Origin of the sequence: Streptomyces sp. NRRL F-6676, assembly GCF_000725625.1 — a bacterium.
GTDB lineage: Bacteria > Actinomycetota > Actinomycetes > Streptomycetales > Streptomycetaceae > Streptomyces.
Genome location: NZ_JOHS01000010.1, coordinates 429,875 through 449,819, shown reverse-complemented (window position 1 = coordinate 449,819; position 19,945 = coordinate 429,875). Strand labels below are relative to the sequence as shown.

13 protein-coding genes are annotated in these 19,945 nt (G+C 72.9%); 6 read left to right on the top strand and 7 right to left on the bottom strand.

The features are described from left to right. Positions 1–244: 244 nt before the first annotated feature. Positions 245–601 carry a divalent-cation tolerance protein CutA gene (gene cutA, locus IO29_RS10795; protein ID WP_030383283.1) on the bottom strand — a complete coding sequence of 119 codons (357 nt, stop codon included), beginning with the start codon at positions 599–601 and terminating at the stop codon, positions 245–247. 116 nt (positions 602–717) lie between these two features. Between cutA and IO29_RS39995 the strand changes: the two genes are divergently transcribed. From IO29_RS39995 to IO29_RS10780, 3 genes are all read left to right on the top strand, one after another. Further along, positions 718–2,349, top strand: a complete 1,632-nt coding sequence (locus IO29_RS39995; protein ID WP_030383282.1) for a M4 family metallopeptidase — start codon at positions 718–720, stop codon at positions 2,347–2,349. 260 nt (positions 2,350–2,609) lie between these two features. Continuing rightward, entirely contained in the window at positions 2,610–3,134 is a 525-nt protein-coding gene (locus tag IO29_RS10785) for a hypothetical protein (RefSeq protein ID WP_030383281.1), read from the top strand. A 150-nt stretch (positions 3,135–3,284) separates the two neighbouring features. After that, a complete protein-coding gene (locus tag IO29_RS10780) occupies positions 3,285–3,920 on the top strand; it encodes a class F sortase (protein ID WP_030383280.1) in 636 nt (211 codons plus the stop codon). Between the two features lies 1 nt (position 3,921). On the opposite strand, the gene nirD is transcribed toward IO29_RS10780, so the two are convergent. From nirD to IO29_RS10760, 4 genes are all read right to left on the bottom strand, one after another. Further along, entirely contained in the window at positions 3,922–4,272 is a 351-nt protein-coding gene (gene nirD / locus IO29_RS10775) for a nitrite reductase small subunit NirD (protein WP_030383279.1), read from the bottom strand. Further along, positions 4,269–6,872: a nitrite reductase large subunit NirB gene (gene nirB / locus IO29_RS10770; RefSeq protein WP_030383278.1), complete on the bottom strand. Its 2,604-nt coding sequence runs from the start codon at positions 6,870–6,872 to the stop codon at positions 4,269–4,271. Before nirB ends, nirD begins: the two co-directional genes overlap by 4 nt. After that, the gene (locus tag IO29_RS10765; protein ID WP_030383277.1) at positions 6,872–8,107 is read right to left on the bottom strand and encodes an NAD(P)/FAD-dependent oxidoreductase; all 1,236 of its coding nucleotides are present in this window, start codon (positions 8,105–8,107) and stop codon (positions 6,872–6,874) included. Before IO29_RS10765 ends, nirB begins: the two co-directional genes overlap by 1 nt. A gap of 139 nt (positions 8,108–8,246) precedes the next feature. Further along, positions 8,247–9,182 carry an AraC family transcriptional regulator gene (locus tag IO29_RS10760; RefSeq protein ID WP_030383276.1) on the bottom strand — a complete coding sequence of 312 codons (936 nt, stop codon included), beginning with the start codon at positions 9,180–9,182 and terminating at the stop codon, positions 8,247–8,249. A 74-nt stretch (positions 9,183–9,256) separates the two neighbouring features. Between IO29_RS10760 and IO29_RS10755 the strand changes: the two genes are divergently transcribed. Beyond that, positions 9,257–10,264, top strand: a complete 1,008-nt coding sequence (locus tag IO29_RS10755; RefSeq protein ID WP_030383275.1) for an SDR family NAD(P)-dependent oxidoreductase — start codon at positions 9,257–9,259, stop codon at positions 10,262–10,264. Positions 10,265–10,535: 271 nt separating this feature from the next. Here the strand turns inward: IO29_RS10755 and ppdK are convergent, their stop codons facing one another. Next, complete coding sequence (ppdK, locus tag IO29_RS10750) at positions 10,536–13,277, bottom strand: pyruvate, phosphate dikinase (protein ID WP_030383274.1); 2,742 nt, start codon at positions 13,275–13,277, stop codon at positions 10,536–10,538. 1,908 nt (positions 13,278–15,185) lie between these two features. Here ppdK and IO29_RS10745 point away from each other — a divergent pair. Continuing rightward, complete coding sequence (locus IO29_RS10745; RefSeq protein ID WP_051707916.1) at positions 15,186–16,883, top strand: LTA synthase family protein; 1,698 nt, start codon at positions 15,186–15,188, stop codon at positions 16,881–16,883. 75 nt (positions 16,884–16,958) lie between these two features. Here the strand turns inward: IO29_RS10745 and IO29_RS10740 are convergent, their stop codons facing one another. Continuing rightward, entirely contained in the window at positions 16,959–18,413 is a 1,455-nt protein-coding gene (locus IO29_RS10740; RefSeq protein ID WP_030382084.1) for an MFS transporter, read from the bottom strand. 122 nt (positions 18,414–18,535) lie between these two features. On the opposite strand from IO29_RS10740, the gene dusB reads away from it, so the two are divergent. After that, positions 18,536–19,681, top strand: coding sequence for a tRNA dihydrouridine synthase DusB (gene dusB, locus IO29_RS10735; protein ID WP_030382083.1), 1,146 nt, complete (start codon positions 18,536–18,538; stop codon positions 19,679–19,681). The last annotated feature ends 264 nt before the right edge of the window (positions 19,682–19,945 follow it).

The following is a 19,945-nucleotide window of genomic DNA, read 5'->3' as shown; positions in this document are numbered from 1 at the left end:
GGGGTGGGGGTCGGGGTCGGGGAGGCTGAGGGGCTCTCGGTCGCGGTGTCGGCCGGGGCGCCGGGGGCCGGGGGCGGGGCGGGGTCGTCGGGGGAGCAGGCGGTGGTCGCCAGGAGGAGCGTCGCTGCCAGGGCGACGGCCGCCAGGGGGCGTGGGATGCGTCTGTCCGTCATGGCCCGGACCCTAGGCGGGGGGTCACCGGGGAGCGCGGGGGCACACTGCGCGGTCCCCCGCACGGCGGACCTCAGCCCGGTCCGGCGCCGTCCGGCGTCGTCTCCTGCCTCACCCAGCGGAGGTACTCCGCGCTCCCCCGTACCACCGGGGTCGCGATGATCTCCGGGGTCTCGTAGTCGTGGGCGGTGCGCAGCCGGCGTTCCAGGGCCTCGTAGCGTGCGGGCGTCGTCTTGAACGACACCTGCCACTCCGTGGCGGTCTCGACCGTGCCCTGCCAGCGGTAGACGGAGGTCACCGGTCCGGAGATCTGGGCGCAGGCCGCCAGGTGTGCCTCGATCGCGCCCCGGGCCAGTTCCCGCGCCTTCGGCTCGCTGTCCGTCGTCGTCACTACCGTCAGCGCCGCCACGTCCTCGTTCGCTTCGGTCATGGCCCCCATCATCCCCTCACCGGTCCCGTCCCACCCCCACCCAAGGAGGTATGGACATGACATGTCATGACCCCGTAAACCTGAGAGGTCCCCCCTCCCAGCGACCGAGGAGACCGATGAGCCGTACGAGACGTCTGCGCGGGACCGGCATCGCCGTCGCCGCCGCCGCGCTGCTCGCCGCCGCCCTCGCCCCCACGACCTCCGCCACGGCGGACACCCGGCCGAGCAGGGCCACCGCGATCGAGAACGCCGCCCACGTCCTCACGGACCGGGCCGGCGCCCTCGGTCTGACCTCCGCGCAGGACACGAGCGTCCGGGACGTCGTCGTCGACGCGGACGGCACCCAGCACGTCCGCTACGACCGCACGTACCGCCATCTGCCCGTCCTCGGCGGCGACTTCGTCGTCCACCTGGCCCGCGGCGGCGCCTACGAGGGCGCGGACCGGGCCACCACCCGCACGGTCGCGGTGGCGAGCACCACCCCCGCCGTCAAGGCGCCCCGGGCCGCCGACCTCGCCACCGCCGAGCTGCGCGCCGCCCACCGCGGCACGCTCAAGACGGTCAAGGCCAGGCCGGAGCTGGTCGTCGACGCCCTGCACGGCGCCGCCCGGCTGGCCTGGCGCACCCACGCGGTGGGGCTCGACCCGCTCGGCAATCCGGTCGCCCGCACCGTGCTCACCGACGCGCGCGGCGGCGAGGAGATCGACTCCTGGGACGCCATCGAGACGGCGACCGGCGACGGGCAGTCGCTGTACAGCGGGACGGTGCCGCTTCAGACGACGCAGTCGGGGTCGTCGTACCAGCTCAAGGACGCCACCCGCGGCGGTACGTACACCGGTGACGCGGAGAACAAGACCGACCTCTGCCTCTTCGGCATCTGCTTCAGCCGCGCCCCCGCCACGCTCTACACCGACGCCGACAACCACTGGGGCACCGGCACGACCGCGGACCGCTCCTCGGCGGCGGTCGACGCGCAGTACGGCACCGACGAGACCTGGGACTACTACAAGGAGGTGCACGGCCGCACCGGCATCGCCGGCGACGGCAAGGGCTCGTACAACCGCGTCCACTACGGCAGCGGCTACAACAACGCCTTCTGGGACGACAGTTGCTTCTGCATGACGTACGGCGACGGCGACGGGTCGACGTTCGGGCCGCTGGTGGCCCTGGACGTGGCCGGGCACGAGATGTCGCACGGCGTGACCTCGACGACGGCGGGGCTGACCTACTCCGGCGAGTCGGGCGGGCTGAACGAGGCGACGTCGGACATCTTCGGCACGCTGGTGGAGTGGTACGCGGACAACTCCTCCGACGCCGGTGACTATCTGATCGGCGAGAAGGTCGTCCGCTCCGGCTTCGGCGAGCCGGCCCTGCGGTACATGGACGAGCCGTCCCGGGACGGCGCCTCCGCCGACTGCTGGAGCAGCTCGGTCGGCGACCTCGACGTCCACTACTCCTCCGGTGTCGCCAACCACTTCGCGTACCTGCTCGCCGAGGGCAGCGGCGCCAAGACGCTCAACGGTGTCGCGTACGACTCCCCCACCTGCGACGGCTCGGCGGTCACGGGGATCGGCCGGGACAAGCTGGGCGCGATCTGGTACCGGGCGCTGACGGTGTACATGACGTCGTCGACGGACTACGCGGGGGCACGCGCGGCCACGCTGAGCGCGGCGGCCGACCTGTACGGGTCCGGCAGCGCGGAGTACGCCGCGGTGGGCGCGGCGTGGAGCGCGGTGGCCGTCGGCTGACCTCCGCGTCACCCCATTCGCCCCGTCCTCTGCTCCCTCCGGGTGATCCTGTCCGGCGGGTCGGGGGCGGGGCGTTGACCTGCTGGAACGGGGCCGTACCGGTCATGTGTGCGAGGTACGGAACACCCGTTCTCCGTATTTCTGACGGGCGCTCAGGAAGCGCGCGGCCGCCCCTGCCCTTTTGCTCGGTAGGGCAGGGGCATGGCCGACGCAGTGGCACATGAGGGGTGTCGCGGGCCGGGCCCCCTCGGAGGAGCACCATGCGCCGCACGGCCCGTCTGCTGACCGGTACCGCGCTCGCCGTCACCGTCGCCGGTCTCGCCGCCGCGCCCGCGTACGGCGGCGAGGGCGCCGGGAAGCTGGAGGTGTACCCCTCCACGGTGATCCCCGGCGACAACGTGTCGGTGAACACCGGCGCGTGCGGCGCGGACGGCGCGGCCACGGGAGACGCGAGCGCCGTGGGCGCCGGGCGGTTCGCGCTCGCGCCGAGCGCGCACGAGCACGACGCGATCGGCCAGTTCGAGGTGCCGCCGAGCGCGCAGCCGGGGACGTACGAGATCGTCGCCCGCTGCTCCGAGGGCGGCGGGCGGGTCACGGGCGACCTGGTGGTGGCGTTGAGCGCCACCCGGAACCACACCCAGCCCAGAGGAAGCGTGAAGACGGGGGTCGGCGGCGGGCTCGGCGCCGACCCCGTGCGGACCGCGGCCGGCGTGGCGGCCCTCGCCGTCGCCGCCGCGGGCGGTACCTGGCTCCTGCATCGCCGGGCGAGAGGCGAGGGGATCTGACGGACACCCTCCGCTGTCCGTCCGCCGGTACCGCACACGCCCCTCCCCCTCCGGGTCCGCCCGCCCCTCGCGGGCCCGGAGGGGGTGCGGGTCCCTCCGCAGCCGGAGCAGAAGGGGCGCCGGCGGAAGCTGACGGAAAGGGGGCGCCTCGTGCGCAGACGCAGGATAGGCAACTCCGCCATAGCGGCCGTCACCCTGGTCGCCCTCGGGTCCGGCGCCTGGCTGCTGCACGGCGCCGCCGGGACCCAGGCGCCGCCCCCGCAGCCGTCGGCCGCGCAGGCCGCCTCCGCCGGGACCGACCGCACGGGCGCCGCGGCCCCCGCCCTGCCGTCGTCGCCGCCGGACCGCATCCGCATCCCGTCGATCCATGTGGACGCGCCCCTGATGGGCCTCGGCCTGACGAAGTCCGGCAGCCTGGACGTGCCGCCCGCGGACGAGAAGAACCTGGCCGGCTGGTACGAGGCCGGCACCACCCCCGGCGAGACGGGCACCGCGATCGTCGCCGGCCACGTCGACAACGCCGAGGGGCCCGCCGTCTTCTACGACCTCGGCGCCCTGAAGAAGGGCAGCACGATCGACGTGGACCGCCGGGACGGCGCCGTCGCGGAGTTCACCGTGGACGCCGTCGAGGTGTACGAGGCGAAGAACTTCCCCGACGAGAAGGTGTACGGCGCCGCCGCCCGCCCCGAGCTGCGGGTGATCACCTGCGGCGGCGGCTACTCGCGGGCAACCGGCTACCAGGGCAACGTGGTCGTCTTCGCCCACCTCACCGGCAGCCGCACCTGATTCAGCGTGCCCGCACCTCGTACGCCGGTACCCGCACCCCGTCGTCGTCCAGGCACTGGCCCGACTCCAGGTCGAAGCGCTGCTTGAGCAGCGGGGAGGCGACGAAGGGGCGGCCGGCATGGGTGCCGGTCAGGCCGCGGGAGAGGACCGCGGCGCCGGTGAACGGGTCGCGGTTGCCGATCGCGTAGAGGCGCCCCGCGCGGTCGCGGAAGAGGGCGGCCTGGTGGCCGTCGGGGAGGAGGGCGGCCACGCCGCGGCCGGGGGTGAGGGCGGTCAGGTCGCAGACGGTGAGCCAGTCGTCGGCCAGCCGGAGCTGGATCTTCAGGTCCGTCGTCTCGGGGGCCAGGGTCATCGCTGGGCTCCTTCCAGGGGCCGGGTGCCGAGGGTGAGCAGGGGCAGGTCGGGCTTGATCTGGTCGCGCTCGGGGACGAAGGCGACGACCGGGTCGGGGGTGTCGGGGGCGTTGACGAAGGAGACGAACCGGGCGAGCTTCTCCGGGTCGTTGATCGTGTCGGCCCATTCGTCGCGGTAGTGGGCGACGTGCGCCGCCATCAGGGACTCCAGCTCCGCGCAGATGCCGAGCGAGTCGTGCACGACGACGTCCCGGACGTGGTCCAGGCCGCCGGGGAGCCGGTCCAGCCAGACGCTGGTGCGCTCCAGCTTGTCGGCGGTGCGGATGTAGAACATCAGGAACCGGTCGATCAGGCGGACCAGTCCGGCGTCGTCGAGGTCCTGGGCGAGGAGGTCGGCGTGGCGCGGGGTGGCGCCGCCGTTGCCGCCGATGTACAGGTTCCAGCCGTTCGCGGTGGCGATGACGCCGAAGTCCTTGGACTGGGCCTCGGCGCACTCGCGGGCGCAGCCGGAGACGGCGGACTTCAGTTTGTGCGGGGAGCGCAGGCCCCGGTAGCGCAGCTCCAGGTCGATCGCCATGCGGACGGAGTCCTGGACGCCGTAGCGGCACCAGGTCTGTCCCACGCAGGACTTCACCGTGCGCAGCGCCTTGCCGTAGGCGTGTCCGGACTCGAAGCCGGCGTCGACGAGGCGGGTCCAGATCAGCGGGAGCTGTTCGACGCGGGCGCCGAACATGTCGATGCGCTGGCCGCCGGTGATCTTGGTGTAGAGGCCGAAGTCGCGGGCGATCTCGCCGATCACGATGAGCTTCTCGGGGGTGATCTCGCCGCCGGGGATGCGCGGGACGACCGAGTACGAGCCGTTCTTCTGCAAGTTGGCGAGGAAGTGGTCGTTGGTCTCCTGCAACGCGGCCTGCTCGCCGTCCAGGATGTGGCCGCTCGCGCCGATCGTGGGGGCGAGGGAGGCGAGGATCGAGGCGACGGCGGGCTTGCAGACGTCGCAGCCGTCGCCGCCGCGGGCGTTCTCGCGGCCGTGGCCGTCCAGCAGGTCCTGGTAGGAGTCGATGCGCAGGGCGAGGACGGTCTCGTACAGCTCCTCGCGACTCTGCGCGAAGCAGCCGCACAGGCCCTTGTCGACCTCGACGCCGCTCGCCTCCAGCTCGGCCTCGACGAGCTGTCCGAGCACCTTGACGCAGCTGCCGCAGCCGGTACCGGCCCGGGTGCACTTCTTCACCTCGGGCACGGTGGTGCAGGAATGCTCGGTGACGGCGCCGCGGATGGTGCCCTTGGTGACGTTGTGGCAGGAGCAGATGACGGCGTCGTCGGGCAGCGCGGACGGGCCGAGCTGCGCGGGGGCTCCGGCACCGGCGGGCAGGACGAGGGACTCGGGGGCGAGCGGGGGCACCGAGCCGGTGAGGGCGCGCAGGGTGCCGTAGGCGTCGGCGTCGCCGACGAGGATGCCGCCGAGGAGGGTGCCGTCGCGGCCGATGACGAGCTTCTTGTAGAGGCCGGCGCGGGAGTCGGAGTAGACGACGTCGAGACAGTCCTCGGCGGTGCCGTGCGCGTCGCCGAAGGAGGCGACGTCCACGCCGAGCAGCTTGAGCTTGGTGGAGAGGTCGGCGCCGGTGAACGTGCGCTGCTCGGTGTCGTCGGCGGCGATGGCCGCGGCGGCCGTCTCGGCCTGCTCGTAGCCGGGCGCCACCAGCCCGTAGACCCGTCCGTCGGCGGCGAGCGCGCACTCGCCGATGGCGAAGACATGCGGGTCGGTGACGGTGCGGCACTGTTCGTCGACGCTGATGCCGCCGCGTTCGCCGACGGCCAGCCCGCAGTCCCGGGCGAGCTGGTCGCGGGGGCGGACGCCGGCGCTGAACACGACGAGGTCCGCGGCCAGTTCGGAGCCGTCGGACAGCTTCATGCCGGTGACGGCGCCGGTGTCGTCGGCGACGATCTCCTGGGTGCCGACGCCCGTGTGGACGGCGAGCCCCATGTTCTCGATGGTGCGCAGCAGCGCGGCGCCGCCGCCGTCGTCGACCTGGACGGGCATCAGACGGGGCGCGAACTCCACGATGTGGGCGTCCAGGCCGAGCCCCTTGAGCGCGCCGGCCGCCTCCAGGCCGAGCAGCCCGCCGCCGACGACGGCGCCGGTGGTGGCGCGGCGCTTCGCGTACTCCTCGATGGCGAGCAGGTCCTCGATGGTCCGGTAGACGAAGCAGCCCTCGGCGTCCTTGCCGGGGACCGGCGGGACGAAGGGGGAGGAGCCGGTGGCCAGGACGAGGGTGTCGTAGGCGAGCGTCAGACCGGAGCGGGCGGTGACGGTGCGGGCCGCGCGGTCGACGCTCACGGCCGGGTCGCCGAGGCGCAGTTCGATGCCGTGTTCGGCGAGGAACGCGGGGTCGGTGAGGGACAGCTCCTCGGGGGTGCGGCCGGCGAAGTAGGAGGTGAGCTGGACGCGGTCGTAGGCGGGGCGGGGTTCCTCGCAGAGCACGACCACGCGGTGCGTGGCGGTGAGCCCGCGTGCGGCGAGCGCCTCGAGGAAGCGCTGGCCGACCATGCCGTGGCCGACGAGCACGAGCGTGGGGGTGGCCCCGGGGGCGGTGGTCATCAGGAGCCTCCGTCGTTGGTGAGCAGATGGAGCAGGGGGGTGCCGTCGGGGAGCGGCTCCGCTCCCTCCCAGGCGCGGGCCAGCGCGCCGACGGTGCCGAGTTCGCCGACGAGGACCCCGCCGACGACGCGGTCGCCGCGGACGACGACCTTGCGGTAGGTGCCGCGGGTGGCGTCGGCGAGCTGTACGACGTCGTCGCCGGGGCGGGGGTCGGGGTCGCCGAAGGCGGCGAGGTCGAGGAAGGGGTGCGGGGCGGCCGGGGGGCCGTCTCCCGCGAGTGTCAGCCGGGTCAGTGCGCGGGTGCCGGTGTAGCGGGCGGTGGCGCCGGGGTCCGCGAGCAGGGTGGCCAGGACGCCGGCCTGTTCGAGGGCGGGTGCGGCCAGGCCGTACACCGTCCCGTCGTGCTCGGCGCAGTCGCCGATCGCACGGATGTGCGGGTCCGAGGTGCGCAGCTCGTCGTCGACGAGGACGCCCGTGCGGACGGCGAGCCCGGCCTCCTCGGCGAGCCCGGTACGGGGCCGCACCCCGCACGCCAGGACGACGAGGTCGGTGTCGAGCCGGTAGCCGTCGGCCAGCTCCACCGAGCGGACCGCACCGCCCGCGCAGCGCACGTCGCGCACCCGGGTCTCGGTGTGGACCTCCACGCCGAGCCCGGTGAGATGGCGCCGGACCAGCCCGGAGGAGACCGGGTCGAGCTGACGTTCCATCAGTCGCTCGGCCTGCTGGGCGAGGACGACCTGCGCACCGCGCGCGGCCAGCGCGCGGGCGGCGGAGACCCCGAGCAGCCCTCCGCCGACGACGACGGCGCGCACGCCGGGGCGCACGGCGCGGGCGAGCCCGAGGCAGTCGTCCATGGTGCGGAACGCGTGCACGCCCGCGGGCAGCCGGCGGTCCTCGCCGAACAGCCCGCGCAGCGGCGGGAGTACGGGGTTGGAGCCGGTGGCGAGGACGAGCGTGCCGTACGCGATCTCGGTGCCGTCCGCGCACCGCACGCGCCGCGCGGCACGGTCGATCCCGGTGACGCGGGCGCGCACCGGCCCTTCGCCGCCGGGCAGCGCGATCACCTCGGGCGCGTACCGCCCGGCCAGTACCTCGGCGAGCAGCACCCTGTTGTACGGGCGGTGCTCCTCCTCCCCCACGACCAGCGCGGGCACACCGAGCTCACCGAGCCGCCGGGCGAGCGCGACACCCGCGAGCCCGGCCCCGATCACCACCACACGCACGTCCGAGGTCATGCCCCAGAGCGTGCGTCGCGGGTGTTACCCGACCGCATCCCCCCTGTTTCCCCGGAGGAACGCTGCCCTCAGTGGGGGCGGGGGGCGGGTGTGAGGGGGGCGGCTCCTCCAACGCCCGCCGGAGCCGGTACGGGGGGGGTCACGCCGCCCGTCGGAGTCGCTGGCGGTAGCGCAGGGGGGCCTCGCCGACCTCGCGTTTGAAGGCGGTGCTGAAGGCGCTCTCCGAGGTGTAGCCCAGGCGGGCGGCGAGGGCGCCGATGCGGACGTCGTCGTCGCGCAGCGCCCGGCGGGCCAGCAGCATCCGCCAGGAGTTGAGGTACGTCAGCGGGGGGACGCCGGCCGCGGCGCGGAAGCGCACGGCGAACGACGTGCGCGACATCGCGGCCGCGCGGGCCAGTTCCGCGAGGCCCCAGGGCCGGCCGGGGTCGCCGTGCATCAGGGTCAGCGCGGGGCGCAGCCGCTCGTCGGTGAGCGCGCGCAGCCATCCCGGTGGCGGTTCGGCCCGGTCGAGGTAGGCCCGGAGCACCTCGAGGAGCAGCAGCTGGGCGTGCTGGCGTACGGCGAAGGCGGCGCCCGGCCGGTCGCCGGTCGCCTCCTCGACCAGCCGGTCGACGCAGGCGTGCAGGGCGGGCGCGGCGGCGTCGGCCGCCCGGACGAGCGCGACGGGCGGCAGCGCCTGCGTCAGCAGCGCCGCCCCGGCCGGGTTGAGGTCGACGTGGCCGCCGAGGACGACGTCGTCGGTGGCGAAGTCCGCGTCGCCGACGCGCAGCGCGTACTCGCCGGGCGCGGGTGTGAACTCCACGGGCGGACCGGCACCGGCACCGCTGCCCGCGCCGCCCTCGGCGCACAGCCACGAGCGGCCGGTGAGGACCGCGACGTCACCGGCCGTCATCTCGATCGGTGCGGCGAGCCCGTCGGTCGACAGCAGGCACCGGCCGCGCACCATCACGCTCAGCTTGAGCGGGCTGGTGATCACGGAGCGCGTGATCCAGCGGCCGCGCGCCGCGAACGCGCCGGAGAGCTGCCCGCGCACCTCGACGAGGTCGAACACCTCGGACAGTTGATCGATGGCCATGTCTGAACTGTCGCGAAGGAAATGCGTCCCGTCAAGCATTCTCCGTTCAGCCGGACCCGCCCAGACTGGGAGCCATGACCAGCATCCTGGAACTTCAGCAGCCCCTCGCCTCGGGCTTCACCGCGTTCTCCACCGCCGACGAGGTGCTCGCCGGCCTCGACCTCACCGGCCGGAACGTCCTCGTCACCGGCGGCCACAGCGGACTCGGCCTGGCGGCCACCGGCGCGCTGAGCAGGGCCGGCGCCGCCGTCACCGTGGCGGCCCGCGACACCGACCGCGCGGCCGCGGCGGTGGCGGGTGTCGACGGCGTCCGGGTCGAGCGCCTCGACCTGCTCGACCCGGAGTCGATCGACGCCTTCGCCGCCCGCTGGACGCACTCCGGCCGGCCGCTGCACATCCTGATCAACTGCGCGACCGTCACCAACCGGGACCTCGTTCTGGACGCGCGCGGCTACGAGACCACCCTCGCCGTCGCCTTCCTCGGCCACTTCCAGCTGACCCTCGGCCTGCTGCCCGCGCTGCGCGCCGCCCACGGCGCCCGGGTCGTCAACGTGGCCTCCGGCAGCCACCGGCTCAGCGACATCCGCTGGGACGACCCGCACTTCGCCGGCGGCTACGACAGCAACCTCGCGTACGGCCAGTCCAAGACCGCCCTGATGCTGTTCACCACCGAACTGGACCGCCGCTGGGCCGCCGACGGCATCCGCGGCTACAGCCTGCACCCGGGCATCTCGGTGGCCACGTCCCTGAGCAAGGCGTCGGGCTCGCTCTACGATCTGGCGGAGCTGCGCGCCATGGGCCTGATCGGCGAGGACGACCAGCCGGTCATCGATCCCGAGCACGAGAAGAAGACCCCGGAACAGGCCGCGGCCACCATCGCCTTCGCGGCGGCGAGCCCGCTGCTCGACGGCATCGGCGGCGTCTACCTGAAGAACAGTGACATCGCCCCGGTCGACGCCCGCCCCCTGACCCCGGAGATGCTCGCCGCGGGCGAGGTCACCACCGACCTCGCCCCGCACGCCGTCGACCCCGCCTCGGCCCGCCGCCTCTGGGACCTCGCGGAACGCCTCCTGGCGAAGTGACTCCGCCGGTGCGCCGCGCGGGTACAAGGGGGCGCACACGTACGAAGGAGGCGGCACCCCTCCGCACAAGGGGTGCCGCCTCCTTCCGGCGGGCCGGAGCCGTCGCCGCGCGGTGAGGGTCGGTGCGCGGGGTGCGGCGGCTCCGGGGTGTGGCCCGGTGGTGCCGGGGCCCGGCGGTTCGGTCAGGGAACCGGGGCCCCGGCGTTCGGGGGGTGGTCCGGGGCCCGGGTCGGTTCGGTCGGGGACCCGGGCCCCGGGGTTCGCGGGCGGGTCAGCGGTGGTCGCTGCCCGTCGACGACGAGGCCGCGCGGCCGGCCTCCAGGCGGGCGACCGGGATGCGGAACGGGGAGCAGGAGACGTAGTCCAGGCCCACCTCGTGGAAGAAGTGGACGGACTCCGGGTCGCCGCCGTGCTCGCCGCACACGCCGAGCTTGAGGTCGGGCCGGGTCTCGCGGCCCGCCTTCGCCGCGGCCCTGACCAGGGAGCCGACGCCGTCCTGGTCGATCGTCTCGAAGGGCGACACCCCGAAGATGCCCTTCTCCAGGTACGCCGTGAAGAAGCTCGCCTCCACGTCGTCGCGGCTGAAGCCCCACACCGTCTGGGTCAGGTCGTTGGTGCCGAAGGAGAAGAACTCCGCCGCCTCCGCGATCTGCCCGGCGGTCAGCGCGGCGCGCGGCAGCTCGATCATCGTGCCGATCGCCAGCTTCAGCTCCGTGCCGGTGGCGGCCTGGACCTCCGCGACGACCTGGTCGGCCTCCTCGCGGACGATCTCCAGCTCCTGCACCGTGCCGACGAGCGGGATCATGATCTCGGCGCGCGGGTCGCCCTTGGCCGCCTTGCGCTCGGCCGCCGCCTCGGCGATGGCCCGTACCTGCATGGTGAACAGGCCGGGGATGACCAGCCCGAGCCGTACACCGCGCAGGCCCAGCATCGGGTTCTGCTCGTGCAGCCGGTGCACGGCCTGGAGCAGCCGCAGGTCGTTCTCGTGCGGGTCCTTGCGGGACTCGGCGAGCGCGACGCGCACCGACAGTTCGGTGATGTCGGGGAGGAACTCGTGCAGCGGCGGGTCCAGGAGACGGACCGTCACCGGGAGGCCGTCCATCGCCTCGAACAGTTCGATGAAGTCCTGCTTCTGGAGGGGCAGGAGCTGCTTGAGGGACTCCTCGCGTTCGGCCTCGGTGTCGGCGAGGATCAGACGTTCGACCAGCTCACGGCGGTCGCCGAGGAACATGTGCTCGGTGCGGCACAGGCCGATGCCCTGGGCGCCGAAGCGGCGGGCGCGCAGCGCGTCCTCGGCGTTGTCCGCGTTGGCCCGCACCCGCAGCCGGCGCTTGCGGTCGGCGAACGCCATGATCCGGTGGACGGCCTCGACCAGCTCGTCGGCGTCGTCGGCCCCGGCGTGCATCCGTCCCTCGAAGTACTCCACGACCGGCGAGGGCACCACCGGCACCTCGCCGAGGTAGACCTTGCCGGAGGACCCGTCGATGGAGACGACGTCGCCCTCCTCCACGACCACCCCGCCCGGCGCCGTCAGACAGCGCCGCTTGGTGTCGACCTCCAGCTCCTCGGCGCCGCACACACACGTCTTGCCCATGCCGCGCGCGACGACGGCGGCGTGCGAGGTCTTGCCGCCGCGCGAGGTGAGGATGCCCTCGGCGGCGATCATGCCGTCCAGGTCGTCGGGGTTGGTCTCGCGGCGGATCAGGATGACCTGCTCGCCCGAGCGCGACCACTTGATCGCGGTGTAGGAGTCGAACACCGCCTTGCCGACCGCCGCGCCCGGCGAGGCCGCGATGCCCCGGCCGAGCTGCTTGACCTTGGCGTTCTCGTCGAAGCGCGGGAACATCAGCTGCGCGAGCTGGGCGCCGTTGACGCGCTGCAACGCCTCCGCCTCGTCGATCAGACCCTGGTCCACGAGCTGTGTGGCGATCCGGAAGGCGGCACCGGCGGTGCGCTTGCCGACGCGGGTCTGAAGCATCCACAGGGTGCCGCGCTCGATGGTGAACTCGATGTCGCAGAGGTCCAGGTAGTGGTTCTCCAGGGTCTCCATGATCTGCATCAGCTGGTCGTACGACTTCTTGTCGATCTGCTCCAGCTCCGCCAGCGCGACGGTGTTGCGGATGCCGGCGACGACGTCCTCGCCCTGGGCGTTCTGGAGGTAGTCGCCGTAGACGCCCTGGTGGCCGCTCGCGGGGTCCCGCGTGAACGCGACACCCGTTCCGGAGTCGGGGCCGAGGTTGCCGAAGACCATGGAGCAGACGTTGACGGCCGTGCCGAGGTCGTGCGGGATGCGCTCCTGGCGGCGGTAGAGCTTGGCGCGGTCGGTGTTCCAGGAGTCGAAGACCGCCTTGATCGCGAGGTCCATCTGCTCGCGCGGGTCCTGCGGGAAGTCCCGGCCGGCCTCCTTCTTGACGATCTTCTTGAAGGTGGCGACCAGCTTCTTGAGGTCCGCGGCCTCCAGCTCGGTGTCGACCTCGACCTTCTTGGCCTCCTTGGCCTTGTCCAGGGCCTCCTCGAAGAGGTCGCCGTCGACGTCGAGGACCGTCTTGCCGAACATCTGGATGAGGCGGCGGTAGGAGTCCCAGGCGAAGCGGTCGTCTCCGGCCTGCTTGGCCAGACCCTGGACGGACTTGTCGGACAGTCCGATGTTCAGGACGGTGTCCATCATCCCGGGCATGGAGAACTTGGCCCCGGAGCGGACGGAGACGAGGAGGGGATCGTCCGCCTGGCCGAGCCTCTTGCCCATCTTCTCCTCGAGGGCGTCGAGGTGCGCACTCACCTCGTCACGCAGTGCCGCCGGCTCCTCGCCGCTGCCGAGGTAGACCTTGCACGCCTCGGTGGTGATGGTGAAGCCGGGCGGGACGGGGAGCCCGAGGTTGGTCATCTCGGCGAGGTTGGCGCCCTTGCCGCCGAGGAGGTCCTTCAGGTCCTTGTTGCCCTCGGTGAAGTCATAAACGAACTTCACGTCCTCGACGGCGTTCCCGGTTACGTGAGGATCTTTGTTTTCCGACACGGTCTCGACTCCTCGAGGACGCGGTGGCTGCCCTGACGGCGAGGAACATACCCAGATCGAAGGTGCATGGGTACGTCCACTCGCGCGTCGTACGCCCGTAACCAGCCGTCCGCCGCTGGATCGAAAGTGGGTGCGGGAGGGGGCGATGAGCGGGGGTCCGTTCATTTCTTGAAGAGAGGAGGGGAGCCGAAGGCGGCTTTGGCGCTCACATGAGCGCACCTCGGCACGTATGCATGCAGTCCGTGAACGATCGAGCATTGGCACTGAGTGCCACGCCTCCGAGACTTACAGTCGCTCGGCATTCGCTCATCTGAGCATGCCCCCTATCAAGGGTGGCGAGAATCACGCTCTCGGGAGGGGTCGGATTTCACCATGCGGACGCCTGGTGGACATCACCAGGGGGAGCGTTGACGAGGCGTTTGCCGGGTGTTTGCCGGGCGCGGGGGCGCCTGCTTGAACGCGGGCCGACGGGGGCGCGTACGGGAGGACGGCGGGCCGGCCTCCCCCAACGGCCCCGCCTCTCACCACGGCTGCGCACGGAAGGACCCGCGGGTGCCTCTCAATACGGACACGCGACAAACGGCGGACGAGACACCCCCGGCACACCCCGCGAAACGGTCGACGCCGGCGGTGCCGACCGGGGCGGCCGGGGCGGAGGGGCGCGCGGTGCCGGTGGCACCGGCCGCGCCGGCCGCGCCGGCCGAGGCGGCCGAGGCGGCCGAGGCGGCCGAGGCGACGGTCGCGGAGGTCGCCAAGGCCGGGGGCCGCGCGAAGCCGGCGGCACCGGCAGGGGCGGACGGATCCACGGAGCCGACCGGCGCAGCGGGGACGGTCACGCCCGCCGAGGCGGCGGCCGCGGAGGTCGCCAAGGCCGAGGGCCGCGCGGAGCCGACGGCAGCAGTCGGGGCACACGGACAGGCGGCGCTGACCGTAGCGGCCGGGACCGCCAAGGCGGCCAAGGCCGAGGGACAGGCCGAGCCATCGGCACAGGCCGGGGCGGAGCCAACGGCGCCGGACGCGCCGGACGGACAGGCTGGTCCGGTTGCTCAGACCAAGGCCACCGGGGCTGAGAGCCGCGCGGAGCCGACGGCACCGGCCGGGGCGGAGGAGCCGGCCGAACCAGCCGTTGCCAAGGGGCCCGCCAAAGCCACGGAACCGGCCGAGGCGGCTGAGGCGGGTGCACGGACCGACGCAGAGCCAACCGAGGGGACCGAGGCAGGCACGCGGACCGGCGCGGAACCGACCGAACCGACCAAAGCAGGCGCACGGACCGACACGGAGCCGACCGAGGGAGCCGAGGCAGGCGCACGGACCGACGCGGAACCGACCGAACCGGCCGAGCCGAGCGAACCGGCCGAGCCGGGCGGGGTGACGGCCGCAGGGGCCGTCAAGGCCGCGGTGACGGCGGACGCCGCCGACCCGGCGGGCGAGTCCGCACCGGCGAACGTTCCCGCTCCGGCGGACGCCGCCGAACCTGTGGACGCGTCCGAACCAGCGGGCACTACCGCATCAGGCACCACCGCGCCCGCGGACGAACCGGAGCCAACGCAGGACGCCGCAGCGGAGCCGGCGCAGGAAGCCCCGGCGGAGGCGGCGCCCGCCGCGACCGCCGGACCCGGCGAGAACGAGACGGACGAGACGACGCAGGACACCGCACCGGAACCGACGCAGGAAGCCCCGGCGGAGGCGGCGCCCGCCGCGACCGCCGGACCCGGCGAAGACGCGGAGGCGGCGCCCGCCGCGGCCGCCGGACCCGGCGAGAACGAGACGGACGAGACGACGCAGGACGCCGCAGCGGAACCGGCGCAGGAGGCCTCGCCCTCGCCGGCGGCGTCCGCCGCGGTCGCCGGGCCCGGCGAGGGCGGGGCGGGTGAGGCGGAGGGCCGTGCGCCGGACGGCGTCGGCGCAGTGGCCCCGCGGGGGGCGCGTCGCCGCGCCGCATGGCGGAGGCGGCGGGCGTGGCGGGACGCGCACCCCGTCGCCGCGCGCGTGCTCCGCGACGGCACCACCCTCCTCGCCGCCCTCCTCGTCCTCACCGCGATGGTGCTGCCCAACCGGATGCACCTGCGCCCCGCGCAGTTCACCCGCATCCCCGTGGAGGCGCTGCTCGGCGGCGTCGTGCTCATGACGCTGCCCCGGCGCTGGCGGCTGGTCGCGGCGTGGGCCGGCGGCCTCGTCCTCGGCGCGCTGACCGTCCTCAACTTCTTCGACATGGGGTTCTACGAGTTCCTCGGCCGCCGCTTCGACATCGTCATCGACTGGGTGCTGCTCGGCGACGCCAAGTCGTATCTGAACGACACCCTCGGCAAGAGCGGCACGACGGCCGTACTGATCGGCGCGGTCGCGCTGATCGCCGTCCTGGTCGTCCTGATCGCACTCGCCGTCGTACGGCTGAGCGAACTGCTCGCCCGGCACCGCCACACCACCGGCCGTACGCTGCTCGTCCTCAGCATGGTGTGGATGACCTGCACCGTGCTGGGCCTCCGCATCGACGGCGTACCGATCGCCTCCGAACACACGATCGCGCTGGCCCGCAGCCGCGCCGAGGCCGTGCAGGACACCCTGCGCGACGAACGGGAGTTCGCGAAGACGGCGAAGGCGGACGCGTTCGGCGACACCCCGCCGTCCCAGCTCGTGCCGGACCTGCGCGGCAAGGACATGATCTTCACGTTCATCGAGAGCTACGGCCGCAGCGCGATCGAGGACCCGGTGACGGCACCCGGCGTCGACAGGACCCTCGCCGCGAGCACCAAGGCGCTGGCCCGGGCCGGGTTCCACGCGAAGAGCGGCTGGCTGACGTCGGCGACGTACGGCGGCAGCAGTTGGCTCGGGCACTCGACGTTCCTGTCGGGCCTGTGGATCGACAACCAGAACCGCTACCGCACGGTGACCAACAGCGACCACCTCAGCCTGACCAAGGCGTTCCGGAAGACCGGCGACTGGGACACCGTCGGCATCATGCCCGGCGTCCAGAAGGGCTGGCCGGAGGCGAAGTTCTACGGCCTGGACAAGGTCTACAACGCGTTCCAGATGGGGTACGAGGGGCCGAAGTTCAGCTGGTCGACGATGCCGGACCAGTACGCGCTGGAGGCGTTCCAGCGGCTGGAGCACAGCAAGAAGCGGGACAAGCCGCTGATGTCCGAGATCATCCTGACGTCCAGCCACCAGCCGTGGGCGCCGATCCCGAAGATGGTCGGCTGGGACCAGGTGGGCGACGGCTCGGTGTACGACGCGATCGAGAAGGCGGGCAAGGACCCGGGCGACGTCTTCTACGACTCCACGAAGGTCAAGCAGGAGTACGGCAAGTCGATCCAGTACTCGGTGACGGCGCTGACGCAGTTCCTCGAACGCTACGGCGACGACGACACCGTGCTCGTCTTCCTCGGCGACCACCAGCCGGTGGCGAAGGTGAGCGGCGACGGCGCCAACCACCAGGTGCCGGTGTCGATCGTGGCCAAGGACCCGAAGGTGCTCGACAGGATCGCGGGGTGGAACTACACGGACGGCCTCCGCCCGGCGAAGAACGCCCCGGTGTGGAGGATGAGCGCGTTCAGGGACCGGTTCCTGACGGCGTACGGATCGACGCCGCACCCGTCGAAGGGATGAGCCGGCCCCTGGCCCCAAAGGGATGAGCAGGTACTGGTCGTGTCCCTGACCCTGCCCCTGACCCTGCCCCTCCCCTCACGTCCGTATCCGCTCCGCCGCCCCCGCGTCCCGCACCTCGGGCTCCGCCAGCCGCCGGGCCGTCCGCTCGGCGGTGCCGCGGGCCCAGCGGCCGGTGGTCAGCACGCCCAGGGCCAGCACCAGCACCCCGCACGCCATGAGGATCCACCAGCCGGGGCGGGCGGCCGAGACGAACGCGTGCCGGTACGTCGAGGCCCCCACGCCGGACACCAGCACCGCACCCACCACCGCGACACCCAGCGTCTGCCCGATCTGCCGGCTGGTGGAGGCGACCGCCGCCGCCACCCCGGCCTGCTCCCGGGGCATCCCGGAGACGGCGGTGTTGGTGATCGGCGAGTTGACGAAGCCGAAGCCGATGCCGAAGAGGACGTAGCCGAGGAACAGGGTCACGTTCGACGTCTCCCCCTCGAACACGGCGAACAGCGCGCAGCACGCGGTCATCGCGCACCCCGCGAGGACGAGCGGCAGCCGCGGGCCCCGGCTGCCGACCAGCCGTCCGGAGATCGGTGCGCACAGGCACGTCGGCACCGCCATCGGCAGCATCCACAGGCCGGCGTGGAGCGCGTCGAGACCGCGTACGTTCTGTAGGTACAGCGTCGTCAGGAAGAGGAAGCCGCCGAGCGACGCGAACGCGCTGATCGCGATCACGGTCGCCCCGCTGAACGGCGCGGAGCGGAAGAAGCGCAGCTCGATGAGGGGTTCGGCGCGCCGGGGCTCGTACCAGAGAAGGCCGAGGAGGGCGGCGACGACGAGGACGACGCAGGGGAGGACGGCGAGGAACCCGGCGTCCGGCGCCTCGATGATCGCGTACGTCAGCGCGCCGAAGAGGACGATGACGAGGAGCTGTCCCACGGGGTCGAGCCGGCGCGGCTTCGGCGCCCGCGACTCGGGCACGAACTTCAGCGTGAGCAGCAGCGCGGCGACGCCGACCGGCAGGTTGAGCCAGAAGATCGACCGCCAGCCCACGGACTCCACGAGCAGCCCGCCGACCAGCGGCCCGGCGGCCATGGAGACGCCCATGACGGCACCCCAGACGCCGATCGCCCGCGCGCGTTCGCGGGGGTCGGTGAAGGTGTTGGTGATGATCGACATGGCGACCGGATTCAGCATCGACCCGCCGACGGCCTGCACCATGCGGAAGATCACCAGCGTCTGGAGGTTCGGGGCGACGGAGCACAGCGCCGAGCCGGCGGTGAAGACGGCGAGGCCGGTCATGAAGACGCGTTTGCGTCCCATCCGGTCGGCGGTGGAGCCGGACAGCATCAGCAGGGAGGCCAGGACGAGGAGGTAGGCGTCGATCGCCCACTGCAACCCCGAGGTGCCGGCGTGGAGGTCCTTCTGCAACGCGGGCAGCGCCACGTTGAGGACGGTGTTGTCCAGTCCCACGATCAGCAGGCTCATGCAGCAGATCGCGAGCACCAGCATGCGGCGGCGGTGGCTGAGCTCAGGCATTGCCTCATCGTACGACAATAAGAATAGCAAGCCTAACTAATGACTTACCTAATTAATGACCTATGCATCTTCCTGTGGACGACGCCGCACGAGGACCCGGCTCCGTACGGGACAATGGAGCAATGTCCACGCCCACCACCACTCCGTTGCAGATCGGCCCGCACACCGTCGGACCGCCCGTCGTCCTCGCCCCCATGGCCGGGATCACGAACGCACCCTTCCGTACGCTGTGCCGGGAGTTCAGCGCCGGCAAGGGCCTGTACGTCAGCGAGATGATCACCACCCGCGCCCTGGTCGAGCGCAACGACAAGACGATGCAGCTCATCCGCTTCGACGCGAGCGAGAAGCCGCGCTCGATACAGCTGTACGGCGTGGACCCGGCGACGGTCGGGAAGGCCGTGCGGATGATCGCGGAGGAGGGGCTCGCCGATCACATCGACCTCAACTTCGGCTGCCCCGTGCCGAAGGTGACCCGCAAGGGCGGCGGCTCGGCCCTGCCGTACAAGCGGAACCTGCTGCGGTCGATCCTGCGCGAGGCGGTCAGCGGCGCCGGGGACCTCCCGGTGACGATGAAGATGCGCAAGGGCATCGACGACGACCACCTCACCTACCTCGACGCCGGGCGCATAGCGGTCGAGGAGGGCATCACCGCCATCGCGCTGCACGGCCGCACCGCCGCCCAGCACTACGGCGGCACGGCGGACTGGGACGCGATCGCCCGCCTCAAGGAGCACGTGCCGGAGATCCCCGTGCTCGGCAACGGCGACATCTGGTCGGCGGAGGACGCGCTGCGCATGGTGCGCGAGACGGGATGCGACGGCGTGGTCGTGGGCCGGGGCTGCCTGGGCCGGCCGTGGCTCTTCGCCGACCTCGTGGCCGCGTTCGAGGGGCGCTCCGACGCCTACGTCCGCCCGACGCTGCGCGAGGTCGCCGACGTCATGGTGCGGCACGCGACCCTGCTCGGAGAGTGGCTCGGGGACGAGGCGCGGGGCGTGGTCGACTTCCGCAAGCACGTGGCCTGGTATCTGAAGGGCTTCGCGGTCGGCTCCGAGATGCGCAAGCGCCTCGCGATCACGTCGTCGCTGGCGGAGCTGCGGGGCGGACTGGACGAGCTGGACCTCGACCAGGGCTGGCCGACGGGCGCGGACGGCCCGCGCGGCCGGACCTCCGGCAACAACAGGGTCGTCCTCCCGGACGGCTGGCTCAAGGACCCGTACGCATCGGTAGACGTAGGAGAAGAAGCAGAACTGGACACATCGGGCGGCTGACGACACGGCAGCACCACGGCCGACGCGGTCTACGCGGCTCCGCCGCAGGGGGCGCGAGCAACCACCGTGCCCTGAATGGGCGCGGGGCCGTGTTGTCTACGCGGCTCCGCCACGGGGGGGGCGCGGGGTCGTGTTGTCTGTGCGGCTCCGCCGCAGGGGGCGCGAGCAACCACCGCGCCCTGAAGGGGCGCGGGGCTGAGTTGTCTACGCGGCTCCCGCCGCAGGGGCGCGAGCAACCACCGTGCCCTGAAGGGGCGCGGGGAA

Excerpts from the sequence above, each read along its gene's own strand:
- cutA (WP_030383283.1), bottom strand. The coding sequence starts at position 601 with ATGACCGAAGCGAACGAGGACGTGGCGGCGCTGACGGTAGTGACGACG.
- IO29_RS39995 (WP_030383282.1), top strand. The coding sequence starts at position 718 with ATGAGCCGTACGAGACGTCTGCGCGGGACCGGCATCGCCGTCGCCGCC.
- IO29_RS10785 (WP_030383281.1), top strand. The coding sequence starts at position 2,610 with ATGCGCCGCACGGCCCGTCTGCTGACCGGTACCGCGCTCGCCGTCACC.
- nirD (WP_030383279.1), bottom strand. The coding sequence starts at position 4,272 with ATGACCCTGGCCCCCGAGACGACGGACCTGAAGATCCAGCTCCGGCTG.
- nirB (WP_030383278.1), bottom strand. The coding sequence starts at position 6,872 with ATGACCACCGCCCCCGGGGCCACCCCCACGCTCGTGCTCGTCGGCCAC.
- IO29_RS10765 (WP_030383277.1), bottom strand. The coding sequence starts at position 8,107 with ATGACCTCGGACGTGCGTGTGGTGGTGATCGGGGCCGGGCTCGCGGGT.
- IO29_RS10760 (WP_030383276.1), bottom strand. The coding sequence starts at position 9,182 with ATGGCCATCGATCAACTGTCCGAGGTGTTCGACCTCGTCGAGGTGCGC.
- IO29_RS10755 (WP_030383275.1), top strand. The coding sequence starts at position 9,257 with ATGACCAGCATCCTGGAACTTCAGCAGCCCCTCGCCTCGGGCTTCACC.
- IO29_RS10740 (WP_030382084.1), bottom strand. The coding sequence starts at position 18,413 with ATGCCTGAGCTCAGCCACCGCCGCCGCATGCTGGTGCTCGCGATCTGC.
- dusB (WP_030382083.1), top strand. The coding sequence starts at position 18,536 with ATGTCCACGCCCACCACCACTCCGTTGCAGATCGGCCCGCACACCGTC.